This window comes from Kolteria novifilia, from assembly GCA_007748055.1.
GTDB classification, from domain to species: domain Bacteria; phylum Planctomycetota; class Planctomycetia; order Kolteriales; family Kolteriaceae; genus Kolteria; species Kolteria novifilia.
The window spans coordinates 4,936,875-4,959,945 of the sequence record CP036279.1 but is presented as its reverse complement, the minus strand read 5'-3'; the positions used below and the strand labels follow the sequence as shown (position 1 = coordinate 4,959,945).

Annotated in this window: 19 protein-coding genes; 13 read left to right on the top strand and 6 right to left on the bottom strand. The window is 62.6% G+C overall.

All coding sequences use genetic code 11. The features are described from left to right. Positions 1-221: 221 nt before the first annotated feature. From Pan216_RS18240 to rnhA, 11 genes are all read left to right on the top strand, one after another. Positions 222-3,491, top strand: a complete 3,270-nt coding sequence (locus Pan216_RS18240; protein WP_145260064.1) for a caspase family protein — start codon at positions 222-224, stop codon at positions 3,489-3,491. A gap of 239 nt (positions 3,492-3,730) precedes the next feature. Further along, entirely contained in the window at positions 3,731-4,657 is a 927-nt protein-coding gene (locus Pan216_RS18235) for a DUF1559 domain-containing protein (protein ID WP_145260062.1), read from the top strand. Between the two features lie 20 nt (positions 4,658-4,677). Continuing rightward, a complete protein-coding gene (locus Pan216_RS18230; RefSeq protein WP_419192690.1) occupies positions 4,678-5,106 on the top strand; it encodes a transthyretin-like family protein in 429 nt (142 codons plus the stop codon). A gap of 280 nt (positions 5,107-5,386) precedes the next feature. Continuing rightward, a complete protein-coding gene (locus Pan216_RS18225; RefSeq protein WP_145260060.1) occupies positions 5,387-6,340 on the top strand; it encodes a DUF1559 domain-containing protein in 954 nt (317 codons plus the stop codon). A 516-nt stretch (positions 6,341-6,856) separates the two neighbouring features. Next, positions 6,857-7,252 carry a transthyretin-like family protein gene (locus Pan216_RS18220; protein ID WP_145260058.1) on the top strand — a complete coding sequence of 132 codons (396 nt, stop codon included), beginning with the start codon at positions 6,857-6,859 and terminating at the stop codon, positions 7,250-7,252. A gap of 289 nt (positions 7,253-7,541) precedes the next feature. Next, the gene (locus Pan216_RS18215) at positions 7,542-8,429 is read left to right on the top strand and encodes an alpha/beta fold hydrolase (protein ID WP_145260056.1); all 888 of its coding nucleotides are present in this window, start codon (positions 7,542-7,544) and stop codon (positions 8,427-8,429) included. An 840-nt stretch (positions 8,430-9,269) separates the two neighbouring features. Beyond that, positions 9,270-10,787, top strand: coding sequence for a sulfatase family protein (locus tag Pan216_RS18210; protein WP_145260054.1), 1,518 nt, complete (start codon positions 9,270-9,272; stop codon positions 10,785-10,787). Positions 10,788-10,916: 129 nt separating this feature from the next. Further along, on the top strand, positions 10,917-11,480 hold the full coding sequence (locus Pan216_RS18205; protein ID WP_145260052.1) for a hypothetical protein: 564 nt from the start codon (positions 10,917-10,919) through the stop codon (positions 11,478-11,480). Positions 11,481-11,720: 240 nt separating this feature from the next. Beyond that, a complete protein-coding gene (locus Pan216_RS18200) occupies positions 11,721-12,743 on the top strand; it encodes an NAD(P)/FAD-dependent oxidoreductase (RefSeq protein WP_145260051.1) in 1,023 nt (340 codons plus the stop codon). 48 nt (positions 12,744-12,791) lie between these two features. Beyond that, a complete protein-coding gene (locus Pan216_RS18195) occupies positions 12,792-13,961 on the top strand; it encodes a tetratricopeptide repeat protein (RefSeq protein ID WP_145260049.1) in 1,170 nt (389 codons plus the stop codon). Then, positions 13,958-14,416, top strand: coding sequence for a ribonuclease HI (rnhA, locus tag Pan216_RS18190; protein WP_145260047.1), 459 nt, complete (start codon positions 13,958-13,960; stop codon positions 14,414-14,416). Before Pan216_RS18195 ends, rnhA begins: the two co-directional genes overlap by 4 nt. 16 nt (positions 14,417-14,432) lie before the next feature. On the opposite strand, the gene Pan216_RS18185 is transcribed toward rnhA, so the two are convergent. Together Pan216_RS18185 and Pan216_RS18180 are read right to left on the bottom strand one after the other, a co-directional pair. Next, the gene (locus Pan216_RS18185; protein ID WP_145260045.1) at positions 14,433-14,816 is read right to left on the bottom strand and encodes a hypothetical protein; all 384 of its coding nucleotides are present in this window, start codon (positions 14,814-14,816) and stop codon (positions 14,433-14,435) included. A gap of 14 nt (positions 14,817-14,830) precedes the next feature. Continuing rightward, on the bottom strand, positions 14,831-15,799 hold the full coding sequence (locus tag Pan216_RS18180) for a DUF1559 domain-containing protein (protein ID WP_145260044.1): 969 nt from the start codon (positions 15,797-15,799) through the stop codon (positions 14,831-14,833). 421 nt (positions 15,800-16,220) lie between these two features. On the opposite strand from Pan216_RS18180, the gene Pan216_RS18175 reads away from it, so the two are divergent. After that, on the top strand, positions 16,221-17,513 hold the full coding sequence (locus Pan216_RS18175) for an aminotransferase-like domain-containing protein (protein WP_419192689.1): 1,293 nt from the start codon (positions 16,221-16,223) through the stop codon (positions 17,511-17,513). A gap of 108 nt (positions 17,514-17,621) precedes the next feature. Next, positions 17,622-19,268, top strand: coding sequence for a hypothetical protein (locus Pan216_RS18170; protein ID WP_145260040.1), 1,647 nt, complete (start codon positions 17,622-17,624; stop codon positions 19,266-19,268). 32 nt (positions 19,269-19,300) lie between these two features. On the opposite strand, the gene Pan216_RS18165 is transcribed toward Pan216_RS18170, so the two are convergent. From Pan216_RS18165 to Pan216_RS18150, 4 genes are all read right to left on the bottom strand, one after another. Next, positions 19,301-19,597, bottom strand: coding sequence for a hypothetical protein (locus Pan216_RS18165; RefSeq protein ID WP_145260038.1), 297 nt, complete (start codon positions 19,595-19,597; stop codon positions 19,301-19,303). Between the two features lie 78 nt (positions 19,598-19,675). Next, positions 19,676-20,677, bottom strand: a complete 1,002-nt coding sequence (locus Pan216_RS18160; protein WP_145260036.1) for an ABC transporter ATP-binding protein — start codon at positions 20,675-20,677, stop codon at positions 19,676-19,678. After that, the gene (locus tag Pan216_RS18155) at positions 20,670-21,731 is read right to left on the bottom strand and encodes an ABC transporter ATP-binding protein (protein WP_419192688.1); all 1,062 of its coding nucleotides are present in this window, start codon (positions 21,729-21,731) and stop codon (positions 20,670-20,672) included. The genes Pan216_RS18160 and Pan216_RS18155 overlap by 8 nt, the downstream gene beginning before the upstream one ends. 195 nt (positions 21,732-21,926) lie before the next feature. Then, the gene (locus Pan216_RS18150; RefSeq protein WP_145260034.1) at positions 21,927-23,045 is read right to left on the bottom strand and encodes an ABC transporter permease subunit; all 1,119 of its coding nucleotides are present in this window, start codon (positions 23,043-23,045) and stop codon (positions 21,927-21,929) included. Positions 23,046-23,071: the final 26 nt, after the last annotated feature.

Here is a 23,071-nt window from a genome sequence, read left to right as displayed (position 1 = left end):
GTGGCTTGAAGCAATTGCCCAAAGGAGGCGATGTCGCCGCGAGGGGATCGGTCGGCACGCCGTCAGACGCGATCTGGGGCGACGCGACGGCGAGGGCAAAACGCCCTTTCTTGTCGCGCTTGTTTCCGTCAAGATGGGGAATGTCGCCTCGGTGTGGCCGTGGGGCAGGGCATACGGCCTGTCGCCTCGACGTGATGACAGGCCCCGTCTAGGGAACAGGAATGATCGCCGCCGTTCTTCTCGCCGTCTTATGGGGCGCCGAGCCGTTGGACATCCCCGCTTCCGTCGATCCGCAGCTCCTCGTCGATGCCAAGGGATTCACGGGAGCGAGTATCCAATCGATCGCCTTCAGTCCCGACGCCAGGCAGTTGGCCGTCGCCGGGGGGAAGCTCGTGCGGATCTACGACGTCGCCTCGGGTCGACTGCTTCACACCATTCGCGGATACCAGGAGCCGGCGGGCTATGTCATCGGGAAGGTCAACGCGGTCGTGTTCTCGCCGACGGGGCGCTTCCTGATCACGGGGGTGTCGGACAACTCCGAGTACGGGTCGACCAGGGTCTTCGATCTCCGCGATGGCGGCAGACTCCACAAATTGCTTCCCGGCAATCTCGGCTGCACGACCGGCATTTTCCTGAGCAACAACGGCCGCTACCTCACGACCAACTCCTGTAACGGCGAGTACATTTTCTACGCTTGGGATGAAACCAAGGGCGACGCGTCGATCGTCGCTCGGCTCCACTACACCGAAATTCCGACCTACCCAGGGCAGGGCTGGGATCTCGAGTCGGCGATCGACGAGGAGCTGTTCTTCGTTCAAGCCAACCTGCCGCCGGAGAACGGGGAGCCGAAGTTCTTGGCGGGCGTTTACCAGATGAGTACCGGACGGCCCATCGGGGCGCCCCAGGAGTTGCGCCGCACCGGCGAGTGCCTCGAGACGGCGCTCCAGCGCTATCAGGGCAACTTCGCGTGGACCGTCAAACCGGAGATCTCCGATCCTCGGTTCATCGTGATGGCGGGGAGCATCGCGACCCCCGCGGGGGTCGACGACTACCTCGTGCAGCTTTGGGACAGCCAGACCATGCAACTCGTGGCGAGTCACGAGCACCGTTTCTACCCGGTCGCGGTCGCCTACAACGCGCGACGGCACTTGGTGGCGAGTGCCGACGCGCTCAGCCAGATCCACGTCTGGGATGCGCGGACGGGACGAACGATCTTTTCGACGTCGCCGCAGACGCTTGAACTCTACTCGGTCGATTGGAGTCGCGACCAGGGCGCCCTGCTCTATGGGACGACTCCCTATCCGCAGGACGAGTTCGATTTCAACCATCAGGGGCCGCTTGACAAGGCCTTCGATCTCCGGCTCCGGCGGATTAGTCAGCTCCGCGACCCGATCGCCCCTCCGGCATTCGCTGGGGAGAATCAGTTCTCGGTCTCGCGTCCAACGCCGGCCACGCCTCTCTCCTTGTATTGGCGGGCTCCGGGGAGCACGTCCGAGAGCTTGATCGTCGATGGCATTCGAACCGGCGACGTCTCGACGTTTCTTCCGCTTCCCCCCCGGGTAGAGACCCCGCGCGGAAGTATCGCCGTCGGGACCTCGAGCGGAAGGCTCTACGAACTCGAACCGAGCGACGACGGCGGTCCGTGGCGGATCATTCGTCGCTGTCTGGGCCACGAGGCCGAGATCACGAAGATCGCTCTCTCTCCCGATCAGACCATGCTGGCGACCTCGTCGCTCGATGGTTCGATCCGACTTTGGACGCTGTCGGGGCTTCGCCGCGGGTTGGGAGATGTCGACTTCGACACGAATGGGAGCAAGGTCACGATCGTTCCCCCCGGGTCGGAAGCGGAACGGCTCGGGTTTCGCGAGGACGACGTCATCGTCACGTTCGACGGTCATCCCTTCTACGAACGGATCGACGCTCTCGTCGATGGGAACTACACCGCCGGTCAGGCCGTCGACATCCAGCTTGCGCGGAGGGATTCCGATCAGCCGGCGCCGGTGGGCGGTCAAGCCGGGGCCTGGAGGCGGATGAACCGGCGGTTCACGCTCCAACCCGCTCCCGACTATGACGAGCCGCTGCTGACGATCGGGCTTTTTCATTCCGGGGACTGGATCGTTTGGGCGAAGTCGGGTCACTACGACACCTCGCCAGGGGGAGAGGATCAGATCGGTTGGCACGTGAACGGAAAACGCTGGGAACGCGCGACGTTCCACACCGTCGATCAATTTCGCAACCTTCTCTATCGCCCGGATGTCATCGATGAAATCCTGGCGGTGAAGAATCTCCCGGCGGCGATCGCGCGGATTAAGCAGAAGGACGCCGAGCAACGAAAGCCGCGGCCGTCGGTCGCGCTCGACTCCGACCTGACCAAGTTCGAAACGTTCGAGAACGTCGAGCCACCCGAGGTGCGGATTCTGTCTCCCAAGGATGGCGAAGTGGTGGTAGCCAACGAAGCGCTCGTCGAGATCGAGATCAATACTCGAAGCGGACTGCCCATGCGGAAGCTCGAGGTGCGCGTCAATGGAAAGCCACCGGGACGCGGCTTCTCGACGCGTGGCGTCGCGCGCAAGGGCAAGCGTGGCGTCACCGTCGCGACCCAGCGCGTGGAACTCGACGAAGGGGTCAACCTGATCTCGGCGCGGGCCTTCAATGGCCGTTCCTGGAGCTCGGTCGACACCGTGGAAATCGACCAACCGGCCCCGGTCACACCCGAGCGGAAGAGCGGCAAGAAGCTCTACATTCTGGCGGTCGGGGTGTCGCAGTACGAGGACGACGGGGTGAACGACCTCCAGTTCGCCAACCGGGACGCGGAGAAGTTCAGCGAGCTGCTGACCGCCAACGCTCGCGGGGTCTACGACGAGGTGACGACCTTCACCCTGACCGATGATGACGCGACCGGCGACCAGATCAAGGACCACATGGACAAGATCCAGAAGGAGTGCTCCCAAGCGGAATCGGACGTCACCATCATTCTCTTGTTGGCCGGCCACGGCTGTTTCGATCAGTCGGACAACTGGTACTTCGCGCCTCACGACTTCAAGCCGGACAACATGTTGCGAAGTGGTCTCTCGCATGCCGAGTTGACGATGTGGATGAATGGTATTCGAGCCACCACGTTGTTGGTGCTCGACACCTGCCACGCCGCGGGCGTCCTCAAGCGGTCGGGGCAACCTGGAATGGGGGTGCGTGGGGCGCATTCGGCCGGCGCGTCGATCTGGCAGGGGAGCCCATTTCTGGTAATCGCCTCCTGTCTGCCCAAGGAGCAGAGCATGGAACTCAACTCCATTCGGCATGGGGCGTTGACCGCCTCGTTCGTCGAGTCGCTTCAGCTCTGCCAGCCTGATGTCAACAAGGACGGCGTCCTGACCATCGACGAGTTGTGGCTCCGGGTGAAGGATGGGGTCAAGAAGATCACTGGGGACCGACAGCATCCGCAGTTCCATCGACCGTTGCATTCGGTGGACATCCACATGGGGCGTTGTCGCTGACAGGCCGACCAAGGTGGGTCGGTATCCGCAACCTCGATCCTGTTCGCGATGCGACAAATCGCTCACGGAATGCTGGCGTGGGCGAATTGGCTCTGGTATGCTCGCCGCACCAATTCAAGTCTGTCGGATGATGGTCATTCGCCATCGCACCATGGGAACGGTGGCTGGCTGACATCGGGAAACGGGGGCGTTCCCGACATTGACCGACAATTCGACTCGCACCGTAAAGGGGGGGACCGGTGAATCTCTACTCGCTTCGTCGACGAGCCTTCACGCTCGTGGAGCTACTGGTGGTCATCGCGATCATTGGCGTCTTGGTGGCCTTGCTGTTGCCGGCCATTCAACAAGCGCGCGAAGCCGCTCGGCGTTCGCAGTGCACGAACAACCTGAAGCAGATCGGGGTGGCGCTGGCGAACTATTACAACGCCCACAATGTTCTTCCCTTCGGCGCGGCGCGCAACGTCGTCGACATCCTGGCCAACGACAATCTCCAAGCGGGATGGGGTTGGCATTCGCTCTTGTTGCCGCATATGGATCAGCAGGGGCTCTACGATCGGCTCAACGTCGGCAACGCCCGCTTGGGGGACATGCTCACCGATCCGCTCTTGCAGACTCGTCTCCCGGAGTTTCGTTGCCCGACCGACAATGGGCCGGCGACGAACGACCTGACCCACTTCGGGACCGGGACGCGGTTGGGAACCTCCAACTACGTCGGATCCCACGACCACCACAAGACACGCTACACCGACAACAACTGGACCGGCGTCTTTAGCATCGAGAGTTCGATTCGCCTACAGGACATTTCCGACGGGACGAGCAAGACGATCGCGGTGGGGGAGCGGGCCTACAAACTGCGGAACGCCAACATGCGGGCGGGCGTCTGGCCCGGATGTCGTCGCTCGGGCGACAACGACTGCATGGACGGTCTAATGGTGAGTGGCCGATCGCAGATCAACGACGCCGAGACCAGCGACAACGATCGCCGTGAGAGCCATTCGAGCAACCACGACGCGGGGACTCATGTCCTCTTTTGCGATGGTTCGGTCGTCTTCCTCTCGGAGAACATCGATCACGACACCCCCGACAATAGCGACACCGATCCGGTCAGCAGCACCTTTGAGCGGTTGATTTCCCGCAACGATGGTCAAGTGGTCGAGGGCTACTGAGGTTGGCGGAAGGTCTTCCAATGCCGATGCGACGAATGGGCGCGGTGATTCGTCACCACCTGGTGGGGATCTTGTCGCTGACAATACTGTCGGCGTGCATGGGTTCGGGCGATGGGCCGACCTTGGGGAAGGTCACCGGCGTGGTGACGCTCGACGGTCGGCCGCTCCCGTCGGCGTCGGTCTTCTTCGCGCCGGAGGAGGGACGACCCTCACGTGGGGTGACCGACATGAACGGCCGCTACGAGCTGTCGTACGCGGGGCGTCCGGGGGCGAAAGTCGGCTCGCACCTGGTGCGGATCTCGACGGCGATCGCGCCGATGTCGGAGGATGAATCCAATGCGATTCAGCCGCGAGAGAACGTCCCCGCGATCTATAACTCCGAAACGACACTACACGTCGAGGTCAAACCGGGGAGTAACGACTTGGACTTCGAGCTGGTGACGAAGTAAGCTCTCGCGGCGACCGACCTCGGTGGGCAGATCGTCTCTTGTGTTGGAGAATGGGGTCTTTCGACATCATGTCGTCTCGAGTCTCGAGTCTCGAGTCTCGAGGCGCGGGGCGCGGGGCGCGGGGCGCGAGTCGAAAATATCGCGAAGTGTGTATGGTTCGCCTTGCGGCGGCCTGGTAGGCTCGCACCATTGAGCATCTCTGCGCAATGATGGCATTCTGCCGTCAAGTCAACTCTGGGGTAAGGTTGACGCCACTGGGGCACGAAGAAGGGGAATCTCCATGGAACTTCGACGGTATCGTCGTCGAGCGTTCACGCTCGTCGAGTTGTTGGTCGTGATCGCGATCATTGGCGTGTTGGTGGGGCTCTTGCTGCCCGCCGTCCAGCAGGCGCGCGAAGCGGCCAGACGCAGCTTCTGCCAGAACAACATGCGTCAAGTCGGCTTGGCGCTGCACAACTACCACGACTCGTTCAACGTGCTTCCTCCGGGGACGATCAGCTCCAGCCACGTGGCGTGGAGCAGCCTGATCTTGCCCCATATCGATCAAACGTCCCTCTTCGATCGGCTTGATGCCGCCGGCGCGTTCGATGCCAGCGCGGCCGCCAACTCCCCGGCTTGGGACGCGATTCCCGAACTGACGACGACCGGTGACACGCCGCTGGCGAGCACCGTCGTGTCGACGTTCGTCTGTCCGTCCGAGCCGGGCAGCGGTGTCAACCAACGGCTCAAGGCGACGATTTCCGGAACGAACTACAATTTCGGCAAGTCCAACTACATGGGATCGTTCAGCGCCCACTATCACCCGAGCAACCCGACCGCGACCAACGGTGGCAGCGATCGCCCGACGGTCTTCTACAGCAATTCGTCGGTCAGCTTCCGCGCCTTCACCGACGGGTTGGCGTCGAGTTTCATGGTCGCCGAACGCAGCGAACGCCCCACGTCTGGTCCGGCGGGATCGCTGTGGATGGGCTACCACAGCAACGGAGGTCCGGCGATCGGGGGTACCATCTCCCAGTTCCAGGTGCAGATCCGCATCGACCGTTCGTCGAACGACACCGACTACGTCATCAACGGGACGTCGAACTACAACGCGAGTAGCTTCCACGATGGTGGGGCCCACTTCTTGATGGGCGACGGGACGGTTCGTTTCGTCAGCGAAAGCATCGACTTGCGTCAATATGCCGCGTTCGGCACGATCGACGGTGGCGAAATCACCGAGAACCCGAACCTCTAACGTCCCGCTAAGAGCTGACTTTCGGGTGCCACTGGCAACTTGTCAGTCAATGCGGAATGGCTGGGGCACCATCGACACATACTTCAAGTTGGGACAAAGCACTGGTCTCCTGATTGGTCAGCTCGCTTGCTAGATATCTCTCTTGGGTGCCATGCCCACGTCGGTCGTGGGCATGCGAAGTCAATCTCGATATCCAGGAGATGGGCGGCGAACCGCGCATTGGTTCAGGAAACGTCAAATGTCGACAGGAGATGTCCCTCAGGACGATCGAACGGTCGAATCCGCTTCACGCGGTGGAGTCGTCGGTCGCGATGGCAGTGGGTAAGATAGCGGCCTGTCATGTTCGCGGATTCCCCTTCGCGCGGGCACGAAGGTCTGAAGCGACTTCAAGCCGTCGTGGCTCGACCCAGAGTGCCACGGCGGTGCGCGAGCTTGTTGACAGGGTGTGGTGTCCAGACTCGCCGCCTGCCGAGTGCTGTTCTCCGTCCAGGACATTCCGGTAGCAGAGGAATACTCGTGAAACGTCGATTGTCGTACGTGCTTGGGCTGGCTCTCTTGCTTGGTGGTGTCGGCTGTGGAGCAAAGTCCGACGTCAAGTTGGGGCAAGTGCACGGCAAGGTGACGCTTGACGGCATGCCGCTCTCGGGCGCGCTGGTGAGCTTCTATCCCGAAAAGGGCAGGCCCTCGACCGCCACGTCCGACGCGGAAGGTTTCTACGAGCTTCAGTACACGCCCAAGCAACCCGGAGCGCTCCTCGGCCCCCATACCGTTCGGATCACCACCGCCCAGGTCCAGGGAGAAGGGGCCGGTCCCGCCGGCATGGAAATCGTCCCCGCGAAGTACAACGAACAGTCCGAGCTCCACGTCGAGGTCGTTCCCGGCAGCAACGAACACGACTTCAAGTTGCAGTGAGGGTCGGTCAGGGCATCGGGGAAACGTCCACTCTCCGAGAGTGGCGCACGCCCAGGTGTCGACCAAGGGACACACCGTCGTCTCACACCTCCCAGGAGGCGCGCAACAAGTCTCTACCGGCAAGCGCCTTCGCCACGAGGAATCGCGCGCATTTCGACATCGGCTACCAGCGCGCCCTCACCATCTCTTCCTCCCCAACCGCGGTTGTTCCAACCGCCCGCGGCTGGTAGCGTCACACGCTGGCCTTTGCGAGCACACGGACTTCGTCGACCATCAGGTTCTCACTAGCATGCCCAAGACTCATCTCGCCTCGGGACTCGACATCGAATACGAGACGTTGGGACGTCCCGAGGACCCGCCGCTACTCCTGGTCATGGGGTTGGGGGCTCAACTGGTCTCCTGGCCGACGGGGCTTTGTCAACGGTTGGCCGAGGCGGGACGGTACGTGATTCGGTTCGACAACCGCGACTGCGGGCTATCGACGAAGTTCGACGACAAGCCCGCGAACCTCGACCAAGTCATCGCGAACGTGAGGGAGGGCGACGTCGCGTCGGCCCGGGCACTGGCTCCCTACACGCTCGCCGACATGGCCGGCGATGCCTTCGAGTTGCTCGACGCACTCGGTCTGCCCAAGGCCCATGTCGTCGGTTCGTCGATGGGAGGAGCGATTGCTCAATTGATGGCGATCGAGCGTCCCGAGCGTGTCCTGTCGCTCACCTCGATCATGGCCTCGACGGGGGAACCGGAATACGGGCAAGCGACGCCGGAGGCGCTCGGCGTGCTGTTCGCCCCATCGCCACCCGATCGAGAGGGCTACCTCCACGCCGCGACCCGATCGAAGGTCTGGCGTTCGAAGCGGTACTTCGATGCCGAAGAAGTGAGACGCTCGGCCGCCGAGCGCTACGATCGGTCGTACTACCCTCAAGGAACCGCCCGTCAAACCGCCGCGCTCGTCACGGCCGGTCCTCGGGCCGAGGCCCTTCGGCGGCTTTCCGTGCCGACGCTGGTCGTTCATGGTCTGGACGATACCTTGGTCGCCCCCAGTGGTGGCGAACGGACCGCCGAGCTCGTCCCCGCCGCCCGTCTCTTGTTGGTCGAGGACATGGGCCACGACCGCCCCGAACCTCTTTGGCCCCTCCTCGCCGACGCCATCATCGACCACACCTCCTCCCCGTAGGTCAGGCTATCGCCTGACATGACCGGTGAAGACAACCTAACCACGGAGGACGCGGAGGAACACAGAGGGGAAAGAAAGATTGTTCTGGATGCCAAGGAAGGGCAAGTCAGTGTTCCGTCCGCGTGGCCCAGGTTACTCGTCCATCTGGGTAGCGCCTCCGCCTTTTTCAACGGTAGCGCCGTTGAAGGACAAAGCCCAGTGTCGCGCAGCGCACGCTGGGTGACAAAGACATGACCTTTCCAAACCCCGAAGCGGATTTAACAGCCCGTTGATCTATTCGCTGCCGGCAGCGAACGGCTCTTCTGGCCAATCTCGGCGTTGGAAAACATCGACGAATCTACGGATTCGCCTGCGCTTGTCCTCCTTGATCTTGGCCAAGATGGCTCGTTCTCGCCTTGGCCCGCTTAAATCAACGGACTGTTAACCCGTGCCGCTTGGGTGCAAACAAGGGAATCACGGAGCAGCAAAGTTGAAGGGGGAATGAACCACAAAGGTCGCCGCGGAACACAGGGGGGAAAACCGGAGATAGGCTCCTTCGACAGCGGATAGCGTTCCGGATGGGAGGGTGCGAAGTTTGTGGCTTTGCGTCGAGCGCGTACGAAAAGATCTTGCAAAGCCTCTGTGTTCCTCCGCGTCCTCTGTGGTGGAACTTCCTGCTCTTCCATTTCCTCTTCTTCGTTCTCCTTCTCCACCCTCGCCGGGGCGCCTTGCGGAAATCGTGCATCTTGTGGGGAATTCGTGTATGATGGCTGCCGACTTGAACTTACCGACCGAGCGGGGGACTGGGAACACCGCTCACACCGTGCGTCGATCCACGACATCACCGACAAGGAGCCGCGTATGCCAGGGAGATTCTGTGCCTCGATCGTGCTGGCCATGGGAGGGCTCGTGCTCGCGTCCTCCGTCGAAGCGAAAGAACAGGGCTCGAGGCCCAACATTCTCTTCTGCATCGCCGACGATTGGGGCTGGCCCCATGCGGGCGTCTACGCCGATCCGGTGGTCAAGACCCCGACGTTCGACCGCCTCGCACGCGAGGGTGTCCTCTTCGAGCATGCCTACGTCTCCTCTCCTTCCTGCACGCCGTCGCGCGGCGCGATCCTGACCGGCCAGTGGCATTGGCGACTGGGCACCGGGGCGAACCTCTTCGGTGATTTCAAGGACCGCTTCGCGACCTATCCCGAGATGCTTGCCAAGGCTGGCTACGCGATCGGCTCGACCGGGAAGACCTGGGGGCCGGGCAAACCCGAGACGCTCGGGCGGGAGCTAGCGGGCAAGAAATACAAAACCTTCGCCCAGTTCCTCGACGGCAAACCAAAGGACAAGCCCTTCTGTTTCTGGCTCGGTTCGAGTGATCCGCACCGGCCGTACAAGCGGGACTCCGGGGCCGAGAGCGGGATGGATCTCAGCCAGATCAAGCTCCCCGCGGCGTTTCCCGACTCGCCCGAGGTTCGCGGCGATGTCGCCGACTACTACTTCGAGGTCCAGCGTTTCGACCGGTTGGTCGGCGATGCGCTCGACGCGATCGAGAAAGCGGGGATGACCGAGAATACGATCGTGGTGATGACCGGCGATCACGGCATGCCCTTTCCCCGCTGCAAGAGCAACCTCTACGACTGCGGCACGCGCGTTCCGCTCGCGATCACGTGGCCGGCGAAGGTGTCCGGCGATCGGGTCGTGACCGACTTCGTGAGCCTGACCGACCTGGCGCCGACCTTTCTCGCGGCCGCGGGAATCACGCCTCCCTCGGACATGACCGGCAAGAGTCTCCTGCCGATCCTCGAGGAGAAGAAATCGGGCCGAGTCGAGATGGCCAACAACCACATCATCTTCGGCAAGGAACGCCACGTACCGTCGCAGGAGAAGCCCGACATGGGCGGCTACCCGAGTCGGGCGATCCGGACCGACGACTTTCTTTACATCGTCAACTACGAGCCAAAGCGATGGCCCAATGGCACGCCCGACTACAAGAACGCGGCGATTCCCGGCAACTGGTATGCGGATACGGACAACGGGCCGACGAAGACCTACATGATCGACAACAAGGACAAGGACGCCGAGCACGCGCGGCTCTATGAACTCTCCTTCGGCAAGCGACCCACCGAGGAACTGTACGACGTCCGCAAGGACCCCGATCAGCTCGAGAACGTGGCGTCGCAGCCGCGGTACGCGGTCACGAAAGCGAAGTTGGCGCAGCAATTAAAGGAGGAATTGAAGGTGTCGGGCGACCCACGGGAAGTGGGCGGTGGGGAGCGTTTCGACGAGATTCCCTACACCGGCGGCGGCCCCAAGCACCCGTCGTGGCCCAAGCCGAAGAAGAAACGCAAGGCGCCCAAGGCCAAAGCGACGCCGCGAACATAGCGGCGTCAGCGACCGTCCGGGGAACCCCAACTGATGTCCCCGGTTGGGGTAGCGGCGTTTGCACGAGGAGCGTATCGTTGCCAAGTGGGGGAGCGGTCCCGAACGCCAAGCCGCCAAAGTGCCGTCATCATGAACACCGCGTTGCTTCTGAGTAGTCTGTTTCTCTTGGCGCCGATTCAGGGGCGGCGTGACGCCCCCAAGGCGTACAAGGAGAAAGTCTCGCTACTGGCGGTGATGCCGAGCGATCTGGGCGACGATTGGAAGCAGACCCATGGCCTCGTTGTCGACGACATGGAGGATCTCTCGGGGCTGACGATCGCGGAGAAGCGGACGTTGCGGCCGGCCATCGCTCAGTTCCGGCGGATGGGCGTCGTCGGCATGGCCGACTTCAGCTATGACCAGAAAGCCGACATCAACATGGTGTCCCTCCAGGTACTCCAGTTCCAAAGTGTCGAGACGGCGCGGCGCTACTGGAGCCTCAACTACCAATCGCCCGGCTGGCAGCGTTTCTACGTCCCCGTCGACGGGCTCGGCGATCGGGCCTTTCACAGTACCCGTAGTGACGAACGAGTCGTCTTGGTCGGTAATTGTGTGCTGACCGCGACCCAGTTCCCCAAGGGGACGCACAACGAACGTCTCATGCAGCTTTGTCTCAAAAAGCTCACGAACCCGCCTTCGACCTCGTCTCCGTAGTCTCCCGCCCTCGGGACCGCTCGCGCGGTGGAAGTTCGCTCGCCCCTCCGGTCGCGCGTTGGTCCTCGCGGCATTCACCATAAAATGAGCCGGACGCGTCACGAGCGCGGATTGTCCGCGGGGGATGTCCCCGCTGATCGTCCCTTGGACAACGGGCGATCATCGGATAGATCGGAATAGTTCACCGTGGTCCCCGGACCTGGACGTTTTGGGCCTTTGTCGCAGGAGCAAGGAGTAGCGATGCCGGAGAAAGTCATCATCATTGGATCGGGGCCGTCGGGATGGACCGCCGCGTTGTATGCCGCTCGAGCGAACCTCGAACCGCTCGTCTTCGCCGGTCGTCCGTCGAACCTGATGCTGCCCGGTGGCCAGCTCATGTTCACGACCGAGGTCGAGAACTTTCCCGGCTACGTCGATGGCGTGACCGGTCCGCAGATGATGACCGACATGCGCGACCAAGCCCTTCGTTTCGGCACGCGGGTCATGACCGACAACGGTCCCGAGAGCGAAGTGAAGAAGGTCGGCGGCGAGGATAACCTCCTGCACTGGCAAAACGTCAAGTCGGTCGACTTCTCCAGCGGCGGAGTTCACAAAGTCATCGCCGACGATGACAGGGTGCACGAGGCCCACGCGGTGATCATCGCGACCGGGGCCCGCGCGAACTACCTCGGGCTCGACTCCGAACAAAAGTACCTCAACCGCGGCGTCAGCGCTTGTGCGGTCTGTGACGGGGCATTGCCTCGTTTCCGCAAGAACCCGCTGGTGGTGGTTGGTGGTGGGGACTCCGCAGTCGAGGAAGCGACCTACCTGACCAAGTTCGCCAGCACCGTCCACATGGTCATTCGCCGGGACGAGATGCGCGCCTCGAAGATCATGCAGGATCGCGCCTTTGGCAGCGACAAGATCTCCCTCGAATGGAACACCGTGGTCGACGAAGTGCTCGGCGACGACGAGAAGGGAGTCACCACCGTTCGCGTTCGCAGCACCAAGGACGATTCGACGAGGGAGCTTGAGGCCGCGGGAATGTTCCTCGCCATCGGCCACACGCCCAACACCGAGTTCCTCGGCGGGCAGCTCGAGATGAACGACAAGGGCTACCTCAAGCTGACAACGGCGCAGCGGACCTACACCTCCGTCGAGGGAGTCTTCGCCGCGGGAGACGTCGCCGACGACTACTACCGTCAAGCCATCACCGCCGCGGGCACCGGCTGCGCCTCCGCGCTCGACGCCGAACGCTATCTTGCCGGCAAGGGAATCGACTAAAGAGGTCGTTCGGGTGGCGAACGATTGCGGGGAACGGACGGGAATCTCATGACCACGCTCACACTGACGCGCCTCGACCGTGGTCGTCGGCGCGGGAGTTCTCGCCGGTGGTCGTCGCCGTTTCTCGCGCTGGGGGCGGTTCTCCTCGCATGGTCTGCTTCGGGTGCCGACGAACCGGCCCAGAAGGAGGAACCGACGAGCGATCCGCCAGTTCACGAACTTCAACTCCCGGCCGAGGGAGCAACCGACTTTCTGCGGCGATCCGAAGCGTGGATCAGGCCGTCGAAGCCGGAAGAGCTTCTTTCGCTGGGACGGGAACTCGAGGCGCGTGGGCAAGAGGAGGCCGCTCGTCAGGTCTACGACTCACTCGAGACGACCCCCGACGACTACCAGCGACTTGTCGAGAGCTTACTTCGCGCCAACCAACTCGACGCGGCCGAGACCGTCTTGCGCGCCTGGCGCCGGCAGAGTCCCGACAGCGCCGAGGCCGCGATGCTGCAAGCGGCTCTCTTTCATGGACGCGGTCAGGCGGAGTTGGCCTTGAGGGAGCTCCGGTCGGTTCGATCGACGCTCACCGATGAGCAACGCCGCTTGGCGGGGCTCTACGAGCTTCTCTTGGCGATGGAAACACAAGGCGTCGCGCCGGGGCCGGACGCCAACCCGTGGGGAGCGCGGTTCGCGGACGCCGACGGGAACTACGTGGCCGCCTCGATCTCGGCCGAGCAACTCGCGAAGGTTCCTCCGGACGTTCTTCCTCTCATGATTACGTTGGTGAGTCGGTTGCCGACGCGCGGCGACTACTGGGCGTTGCTCGGGGAACTCTTCAACGCGGCCGGTGATCCGGAGACGGCGCTGCAGTGTTTTCACCGCGCCGAGCGGACGCTCCTCTATTCGACGCCGACGCTACGAGCTCATCGGCGCATCTTGGAAGACCACGCCCAAGAGGTTGCCCAAGCGACGCAGCGCGCCCTCGACGAGGCGATCGCCGCCAAGTCGAAGTCGGCGTCCAAGTCCGACTCCGCCATGACGGAGGAAGTGGATGGGGGAGCGACCGTCGAACCGAGCGCCTCGCGGACCGGGGTCATCGTGATCCTGACGCTTGGCGGCCTGTTGGTCGTCGTCGTGGGAGCACTTCAGGTCAGGGAATGGGTCAGGTCGGCCCAGGGACGAAATCGCTCCGACGGATCGTCGGAGCCCAAGGCAAAGGATTCGCCATGAGCGAAACACAACCCTCGTACAACCTCTACAGTGACGGGGCATGTAGCGGCAACCCGGGACCAGGCGGCTGGGCCTACATCCTCCGTTCCGAATCGGGTGAGGAGGTCGCCGACTCCGGCGCCGAGGGAAAGACCACCAACAACCGCATGGAGATGATGGCGGTGATCGAGGGCTTGCGCAAACTCTCGGGGAAGAGCCGCGTCGTCCTGATCACCGACAGCCAGTATGTCTCCAAAGGGATCTCCGAGTGGATGCCCGGCTGGAAGTCGCGCGGTTGGAAGCGGAAGGTCGGTCGCAAGCTCGAACCGGTCAAGAATGTCGAGCTATGGCAAGAACTCGATCAACTGCTCGCCGATCACGACGTGACCTGCAAGTGGATTCGTGGTCACGCCGGTCATGCCGAGAACGAGGAGTGCGACCGGATGGCGGTCGAGGCCTATCGCGCGATCATGTGATCGCTCGCCAGGTGAGCTACTTCATCCTTCCGGGGACGTTGATGTCGATGACGATGTCCTCGTCGGGGACATCGACGCTCGTGGTGTAGGGGCGAAAGAGCGGCTGGCCCTCGGAGACATCCTCGAAGGCGACGCCATCGAATCCATAGATGGTGGCGAGGTGGGGACCGGGGACGAGCCCCAGTCCCATCGTGAAGGCCCCGTCCTGGATTTTAGCGACCGAACCGGGACCGCTGCCTCCCTTTTCGGTGTCGGGTCGGAACCGGATTTCGCCGACGGGAATGACGTTGCCGTCAAAGGTCGCCTTTCCCGTGACCTTGAAGCGATGGGGGCCGCTCTCGGAACACCCCAACGCCAATCCCACCAAGGCCGTCAGCAAGATCGCTCTCGCTCGAAGCATTTCCATTCCCTCTCCTAGAGGCTTTCCAGCGGCTGACTATCGTTTCGGATCGCTGACTGTTGATAGATGAGCAAGTCGACACTGTCCGAAACGAACCGAACCGCGCCGTCGCCGAAGACGAAATGGCAGCCACCGGGATGATGACTCCCGAAGAGCCGGCTCTGTTCGTTGAAGGTGTCGTGGTCGGCCCCATCGCCGGGGATCGAATTGATTCCCTCTTGGGCCGAGGCGGTGGTGGCGGAAAGCGAACTGCTCGCGACGAACTTGTCGCTCGAGGCCCAGCCGTTGTGGTAGGTGTCGCCTCGGGCCAGACGCGTCACTTGATAGCGCGTCTCCCCGACGAGAAAGACTTTCGACAAGCCGTCGGCGACCTTGCTCGCGGAGATCGACGAGTTGGGATAGATCATCCCGTTGACATTGAAGACGCGAAGGGTCGAGGTGTTGGTGCAGTTGGGGGTCTCCCCGCCACCTTGGACCCCGAAGTAGTTCGACATGTTCGGCGACGCCGACGTGTTCGGATCGCTGGGGCAATGGTAGACCGGGTTGCCCTTGAGGAACTCGCTGTGATTGTTCGTGCTGCCCGGTGTGTTGGACGACGCGGTGAAGGTCTCGTCGAAATTGAAGCGATCGTAGCGCGCTTGCTGCTCGAGGAAGGGAAGGATGAGCACCGACCACGGCGCGTGGGACGGTTGTTCGGTCTGTTGGCACCAGTTCGCTTGATCGTTGCGTCGTGAGGAGACCGACGACGGGGGAAAGACCCCGTGCGATTCCTGGTAGTTGTGCAGCGCGACCCCGATCTGTTTCATTTTCGAGGTGCACTGCATGCGCCGGGCCGATTCGCGAGCCTGCTGGACGGCCGGGAGCAGAAGAGCGACCAAGACGCCGATGATCGCGATGACGACGAGCAATTCGACGAGCGTGAAGGCCCTCGCCACACGTTGCCCGACCCGATGCGAAACGCTTCGCGAGAATAAATGTACCATTGACCCCTATCCCCCTGTGATCGAACGCGTTGGCGCTGATGTGTCGCTGACGACCGGGTTCCCGTACGGACGTCGCTCGTGCCGAACGATCGATCGAGTGCTGCATGGACATGATGTCGGTAGTCCCACCTACCGACGTCCCTCGATGATACTAAAGAAACTTAAGTATCTCTAGCCCCTACTCGGCGCTCTCCGATCAATTCCCTCCGAAGAGCGAACCGCGCGACGGATTGCGTTGTCGGAGTTCGTAGACGACTCCCCAGTGCCGAGATCGTTCCCGCGCCAAGAATAACCGGAACAGCGTACAATGACAACTAATGCCGCCCCTCCCGAGACGAAGGATGGTCATACCGACTCATCCGACCGAGTGGGGACGGCTGTCTCCATCGACTGCAAGTCTCTTTTCGAGGATCCGACGTTCGTGCATCAACCGACGAGTCGACCCGCCGTTTCGTTCAGCGACCGCGTTCGCCGCTCGGAGAAGCCGCCCATCAGCTACCTCATGGAGCAGGGGCTCGCGAACCCGAACGTGATTTCGCTCGCGGCCGGCTTCGTCGACAACGCCTCGCTTCCGGTCGACGAGGTTCGCCAAGCGGCGACCACCATCCTCGCTGATCGCGATACGGCCCTCGCCGCGCTGCAATACGGCACGACCGACGGCTATCCCGAGCTTCGCCGGCAGATCGTCGAGCAGATCGCCCGGCTCGATGAACGAACTCCGAGCGATCTCGGCCTCGATCCCCAGCGCGTCATCGTTGGGACCGGTTCGCAACAACTTCTCTACCTGGTCGGTGAAGTCCTGCTCGATCCGGGGGATATCGTGCTGCTCGGCGTGCCGGGGTACTTCGTCTACATGGGGGCGCTCGAGAGTTTCGGGGCGCGCATCGTGCCGATCCGCACCGATGAGGAGGGACTCGATCCCGAGGCGGTCGAGGCGGCGCTCGAGGCGATCGACGCGGAAGGGAATCTCGAACGGGTCAAGTTCATCTACGACGTGAGCTATTTCAACAACCCGACCGGATTGACGCTCTCCGAACCGCGCAAGCGAGCACTCGTCGAGATCGCCCAGCGATGGTCCAAGCGGCACCGCATTGTCGTGGTCGAGGACGCGGCCTATCGCGAGCTGCGCTATCGGGGCAGCGATCTACCGAGCATGCTTCGCTTCGATCCCGACGGTCAGACCGTGCTCTACGCGGGGACTTTCTCCAAGCCCTTCTCGCCGGGGATGAAGACGGGTTATGTCATTGTCCCCACGGAGTTTCGCGAGCCCCTGATCAACCAGAAGGGACACGAGGACTTCGGGACGTCGAACTTGAATCAACATCTTCTCGCGGAGCTGATGCGCAGCGGCGCGTATCAATCGCACTTGAAAACCCTTCGCGATGTCTACCGCGAGAAGATGCGCGTGACCATCGAAACGCTGGAAGCCGAACTGCGGCCGGTTCGCGAACGCGTCTCGTGGACCTCGCCGGAAGGGGGCCTCTACGTTTGGCTGACGCTCCCCGAGGAGATTCTCACATCGCGCGGCAGCCCCTTCTTCGAGGACTGCCTGAAAGAAGGGATGCTCTATGTTCCCGCGGAGTTTTTCTATCCCCGTTCGGCGACCGACGTGCCTCACCACTGCCTACGGCTGAGCTTCGGGGTGCCCCCACTCGATCGCGTCCGCGAGGGTGTCCGGCGGCTCGCGCGAGTCGTGCTTCGTCATCTCGGCTGAGCGGTCGCCCCGACGTGGGCATCGCAAGACGTGGCGATGCTGGATCCGCGCGGTACAACGACTCGAACGCCGTCGGCGAGAAGCTCATCCTTCAGTGGGGAGTCACTCATGTCGTTTGGGATCCGTTGCGAGACCTTGCTCACGTGCTTGGCTATCGTCCTATGCTCCGTTACCGTTTGGGCTCAGCCGCCCCTTCCGGGGGTTCCGAGAGTGACTCCGCCGGGGCCTCCGGGACAGTTCGACCCGTCAACGATCCTCATCACCATCCTCGGGCCGGAGAAGGGGGCGGAACTCGATGAGGCGGTTCGAGGAATCGCCCTTTTCCCCGAGGCGACGCGCAACGCCATCCTCGAGGTGGCGAGCTATTCGACCAAGTATCCCAAGCTCATCGACGAACTGAACGGCGTTTGGCATCGACCGGCGAGAGAGATCGACCGCTATCTCACGACCCACGACTATCCGACCGAGTTGCAGAACGCCGCGGCGACCGTTCTGGTCAGCGCTCCGCGGGCCCTTGAGGAGATGAAGGCCCATCCCGACCTGGTGGAGATCGTCGGAACCGCCTATGCCCAACCGCCCTTGAAGAAGGCAATTCAACTGATTCTCGCGCAGGCCCACGCGATGCAATCGCAAACGCAGCAGACCGCGACGGACGCTTGGGCCCAGCGGCTTTCGGAAGATCAACAGCTCTTTCGGCAGTACTTGCAGATGCTTCAAGACATGGCCGCGAGCAACCAGAATTCGTCCGACCAGGACTCCAGCAATTCCGACGACTCGGAGAGCGACGACGGAACTGGCTATGCCGCCGGTGGAGTCTACGACAGCGGGAATGGCAGCGGTGACGGGGAGGGCGATGGCTACGGCGTCTACGATGTGCCCAGCGAGGCGGCCGTCGACTATGGACTCGCCAACGGGTACCGCTATGGGGACGTCGCCAATGCGATGGTCGATCAGTACATGAACGAGGATAACCTTCAGGACTACAGTCAAGCCGTCGGCGATTGGTGGAACCGCTACGGCGACCAAGTCCCCGAGAATCTCCAGAACCAGTACGGCGACTACTTCAAATCGCTCGAGGAGCTCTCCAAGTTCAACGACGCCGCGCGGGCCCAAGGCGACAACACGGCCCAGGCGCGGCAGGAACTCTTGCGTCAACAAGTCGACCAGTACCCCAAACTAGCGGAGCGTCTCGGCGACTCGTTGGGACAAGCCGCCAAGGGTTCGCCCTACTCGGATCGGCTTCGCGAATCCCGGCAGCCGGGAGGACCGCTGGGTTCCGGTTCTCCCTTCTCCGATCGGATGAAGGCCGCGAAACAACAACCGCGACCGGGGAAGAGTCCCTTTGGTGGCGGTCGACCTGGGTCGGGACTTCCGGGGGGCAATCCGTTTTCGTCACGGATGCGTCCCGGCTCGTCGTCGCCGTTTTCGGATCTGATGAAGGCGACGCCGATGGGGAATCGCGCCACGCCGATGCCGAGGTTGGGGGGCAATCCCTTCAGTTCCCTGATGAAGCCGGGGGGCGGACCGTCCGGATCGCCGCTTGCCGCCTTGGGCCGAGTGGGGAACTTGCCGCCGCGGGCGATGCGCATGCAACCGCCGATCGGGAACCAACTGGGTAGGGCCCAGAGTTTGATGCGCTCCTCTTGGGGACCACCGCGCGGGATGGGGGGACCGCCCCGCATGGGAGGTGGCCCACGACCTGGCGGTGGCCCGCGGCCTGGTGGTGGCCCGCGACCGGGACCTCCGGGACCGTGAATGTCGAGGTTGGGTAGCGTAAGTGGCGCTCGTCATCTCACCATGTAGAGGAAGATGGCGACTCCCGACATTAGTCCCCCGATGATCAGCGTGAAGAGAAACCAGAGGGCGGCGATTCGTCTTAGCCAGATCACGCCCATCTTGTGCTTGTCCCGTCGCCGCGCGATGATGCGTTCGACCGCTTGAATTTCTTCCTTCGAGGCCTTCCTCGCTCGCATCAGTTCGAGTTCATCCTCCCAATCCTCGATGGTGCGGTTCCTCGTCGTGCTCGCCAGGGCGACGACGAGCCCCATGACCCCGCCAAAAATCGCCATGCCGAACACGTTCATGAGGAATGCCTCTCGTCACTCGATGGTGACTCTCCCACCGCCTCGCCGGATGAAGCATACCAAGAGTTCACGGCGAAATCACACGTAAGGGCACGCAGCCTCTTGGCCCGACTCCTTGGGTTCCAACGGAGGAACCTTGATCGAACAGTCGGGCTCGGCGATGGGGCAGCGGGTGTGGAAGACGCACCCGGAGGGTTTGTTGAGCGGCGAGGGAATCTCGCCCTCGAGAAGTTGCCGCTTGGCGCGACTTCGGTTGGGATCGGGTTGCGGCACCGCCGAGAGCAACGCCTTCGAGTAGGGATGCTTCGGGTGATGGTAGACCGCGTCGGCCTCGCCGATCTCGACAAGCTTGCCGAGATACATCACCGCGATCCGGTCGGCGATGTGGTGAACCACCGACAAATCGTGGGCGACGAAGAGGTAGGTCAGCCCGAACTCGTCCTGGAGATCCTGCATCAGGTTGATGACTTGAGCCTGGACCGAGACGTCAAGCGCCGAGACCGGCTCGTCGGCGACGATGAGCTTCGGATTGACCGCGAGGGCCCGGGCGATGCCGATGCGCTGACGCTGGCCGCCGGAGAACTCGTGCGGATAGCGACCGATGTAGCTCCCTTGCAGACCGCATCGTTCGAGGAGCCAGCGGATGCGCTCACGCCGCTCCTTGGCCGTTTGGTTGGTGTGGATGCGCAGCGGCGCGTCGACGATCTGGCCGACGGTTTGCCGCGGGTTCAGCGACGCGAAGGGGTCTTGAAAGATCATTTGGATCTCGCGCCGGAAGGGGCGCATCGCCCGCTGTCGCAGCTCGAGCAGATTGACGGCTCCGCGTTCGCGGTGGTAGCGGATCTCGCCGCCGAGTTCGACGCCGGGGGCCATCTCACGCACGACGTTGAGGATCGTCTTGGCGACGGTCGACTTGCCGCAGCCCGACTCGCCGACCAGTCCCAGTGTTTCGCCGGACCGGAGTGTCAATGAGATGTCATCGACGGCGCGGATTTCGCCGACCTTGTGCCGAAAGACCCCACCCCAAACGGCGTAACTGACCACGAGGTTGCGGAGTTCGAGCAGCGGTTGATCAGACATCGGCCTTCTCCTTGTCGACTTGGCCGAGGGCTTCCTCCTCGACAAGATGACAACGCGAGAAGCGCTCTCCGGGAAGCTGGTGCAGGACCGGCTCCTCGACGCTGCAGCGATCGATCGCTTCCGGGCAGCGGTTGGAGAAGCGGCAACCGGGGGCCGGGTTCATGATCGACGGGACGTTGCCGGGGATGGTCGAGAGCCGAGACTTTCGCTCGGTCGAGGCCGTCGGCAGCGACGCGAGAAGACCCCTCGTGTAGGGATGCTTGGGTTCCTCGAAGATCTGGTGGACGGTGCCGACCTCCTGGATCTTGCCGCCGTACATCACCACGACGCGGTCGCAGGTCTCGGCGACGACCGCCAAATCGTGGGTGATGAGGATGATCGACGAGCCCGCCTTTTTCTCCTTCATCGCGAGCATCAGCTCGAGGATCTGTGCCTGGATGGTGACGTCGAGGGCGGTCGTCGGTTCGTCGGCGATCAGGATCGAGGGGTTGCAGATCAGCGCCATCGCGATCATGACGCGCTGCCGCATGCCGCCGGAGAACTGGTGCGGATAGTCCTTCAGTCGCTCGGCGGGATCGGGAATGCCGACTTGCCGCATCGCCTCGATGGCGCGATCGCGAGCCTCGGCCCGGCTGACCTTTTCGTGGACGCGGACCGCTTCGGTCAGTTGCATGCCGATGGTGAAGACCGGATTCAGGGCGGTCATCGGCTCCTGGAAGATCATGCCGATCTCTCCGCCGCGGACCTTGCGCATCTTCTCGTAGGGGATCTTCAGCAGGTCGCGACCCCGAAGCAGAATCTCGCCCTTGGCGATCAGGCCCGGCGGATCGGGGACTAGCCGCATGATGGAAAGGGACGCGACGCTCTTGCCCGATCCCGATTCCCCGACGATGCCGAGGACTTCACCCGGAAAGAGATCGAAAGAGACTCCCTCGACCGCCTTGGCGATGCCACCTTCCACCCGAAAGTGGGTGTGAAGGTCGCGCACGCTCAGGACGGGCTCGGTGGCCGTCTTCGGTTCGTCGGTGGCTTCAGGTGAGATCGCGTCGGTCAAGCGTGAACGGTCCTTGTTGATGTCGTGCTTTTCAGAAGGTGGGTCGAGACCCACCCTACTTGTGCTTGGCCCTCGTAGGTCAGGCCATTGCCTGACACGCGTCTTGAGGACATCGCGATTGCGAACCTATTCTCTTTCGGGCACTGGCTGACAAGCAGCCAGTGGCACCCATCGAATTGTCGATCGAGCCGTGACTCATCGGAGCCGGCTGTAGGTCTTGGGGTCGAGGGCCTCGCGCACCGCCTCGCCGATGAAGACGATCAGTTGGAGCGTGAGGAACATCGCCACTAGGGGAAAGACGACCAAGTGCCAGTCGCGGATATTCTCTTTTCCTTGGCCGATGAGCTCTCCCCAACTCGGCGTTGGTGGAGGAAGGCCGTAGCCGAGGAAGTCGAGAGCGACCAGCGAGGTGATGTTCGCGACGATCGCGAAGGGAGCGAACGAAATCACGGGCGTCAGCGAGTTGGGAAGAATGTGGCGGAAGATGATCGAGGTATGACCCTCGCCGACCGCGATTGCCGCGGCGACATAGTCCTTGGAGCGTTCCCGGTAGACCTCGCCGCGAATGTAGTAGGTGATGCCCATCCAGCCAAAGGTCGCCAGGATCCCCGCCAGGAGTCCGAACGTTCGTGGCAGGAGCGAGGCGAGAATAATGACGGTGTAGAGAAACGGGATCGATCCCCAGATCTCGACGAAGCGCAGACCCAGCATGTCGACCCAACGGCCGTAGTAGCCGAGCGTCGCGCCGACGGCGATGCCGACCATGTACGAGATCCCCGTCACGACGAGGGCGAAGCTGATCGAGATGCGAAATCCGTAAGCGAGTCTGACGAGGATGTCGCGCCCGCGATCATCGGTCCCGAGCCAATGTTGCCACGAAGGTGGATAGGGCGGGTTCCCCTTCTGGTCGAGGGACTGCTGATTGGGGCCGAAGGGGATCAAGGGCATGAGGACGAAGTTGCCATTGTCCTGTTTGGCGAACTGTTTCTTCAGCGCGGCGTAGTCGGCTTGGCCGAGGACTCGCTTGCCCTCGGCGTCGGTCTGCTCAAAGGTCTTGGCGAGGTAGAGCCCCCGGTTCCCAATACCGAAGGTGTTGTAAAAGTACGAGCGGAAGGCCGGAAAATACCACTGGCTGTCGTAGTGCACCACGAGCGCCTGTCGTCCCATGACGAAGGGAAGCCCGAACGAAAGGAGATAGGCGGTCACCAAAATCAGAAAGCTGTAATAGCCGCGCCGCAGCCCACGAAAACGCCGCAGACGGCGTTTGAGGAGTGACTCGGACGGTTCGCTGGGAGCATCTGACAACGTCTTCACGTTTCCCTTGTCGAATGAAGCCTGGC

What these genes read in the sequence shown, in the direction of transcription:
- Pan216_RS18240 (WP_145260064.1), top strand. Translation starts at nt 222, where the DNA reads ATGATCGCCGCCGTTCTTCTCGCCGTCTTATGGGGCGCCGAGCCGTTG.
- Pan216_RS18230 (WP_419192690.1), top strand. Translation starts at nt 4,678, where the DNA reads ATGCCGATGCGACGAATGGGCGCGGTGATTCGTCACCACCTGGTGGGG.
- Pan216_RS18225 (WP_145260060.1), top strand. Translation starts at nt 5,387, where the DNA reads ATGGAACTTCGACGGTATCGTCGTCGAGCGTTCACGCTCGTCGAGTTG.
- Pan216_RS18215 (WP_145260056.1), top strand. Translation starts at nt 7,542, where the DNA reads ATGCCCAAGACTCATCTCGCCTCGGGACTCGACATCGAATACGAGACG.
- Pan216_RS18210 (WP_145260054.1), top strand. Translation starts at nt 9,270, where the DNA reads ATGCCAGGGAGATTCTGTGCCTCGATCGTGCTGGCCATGGGAGGGCTC.
- Pan216_RS18205 (WP_145260052.1), top strand. Translation starts at nt 10,917, where the DNA reads ATGAACACCGCGTTGCTTCTGAGTAGTCTGTTTCTCTTGGCGCCGATT.
- Pan216_RS18200 (WP_145260051.1), top strand. Translation starts at nt 11,721, where the DNA reads ATGCCGGAGAAAGTCATCATCATTGGATCGGGGCCGTCGGGATGGACC.
- Pan216_RS18195 (WP_145260049.1), top strand. Translation starts at nt 12,792, where the DNA reads ATGACCACGCTCACACTGACGCGCCTCGACCGTGGTCGTCGGCGCGGG.
- rnhA (WP_145260047.1), top strand. Translation starts at nt 13,958, where the DNA reads ATGAGCGAAACACAACCCTCGTACAACCTCTACAGTGACGGGGCATGT.
- Pan216_RS18185 (WP_145260045.1), bottom strand. Translation starts at nt 14,816, where the DNA reads ATGCTTCGAGCGAGAGCGATCTTGCTGACGGCCTTGGTGGGATTGGCG.
- Pan216_RS18180 (WP_145260044.1), bottom strand. Translation starts at nt 15,799, where the DNA reads ATGGTACATTTATTCTCGCGAAGCGTTTCGCATCGGGTCGGGCAACGT.
- Pan216_RS18170 (WP_145260040.1), top strand. Translation starts at nt 17,622, where the DNA reads ATGTCGTTTGGGATCCGTTGCGAGACCTTGCTCACGTGCTTGGCTATC.
- Pan216_RS18165 (WP_145260038.1), bottom strand. Translation starts at nt 19,597, where the DNA reads ATGAACGTGTTCGGCATGGCGATTTTTGGCGGGGTCATGGGGCTCGTC.
- Pan216_RS18160 (WP_145260036.1), bottom strand. Translation starts at nt 20,677, where the DNA reads ATGTCTGATCAACCGCTGCTCGAACTCCGCAACCTCGTGGTCAGTTAC.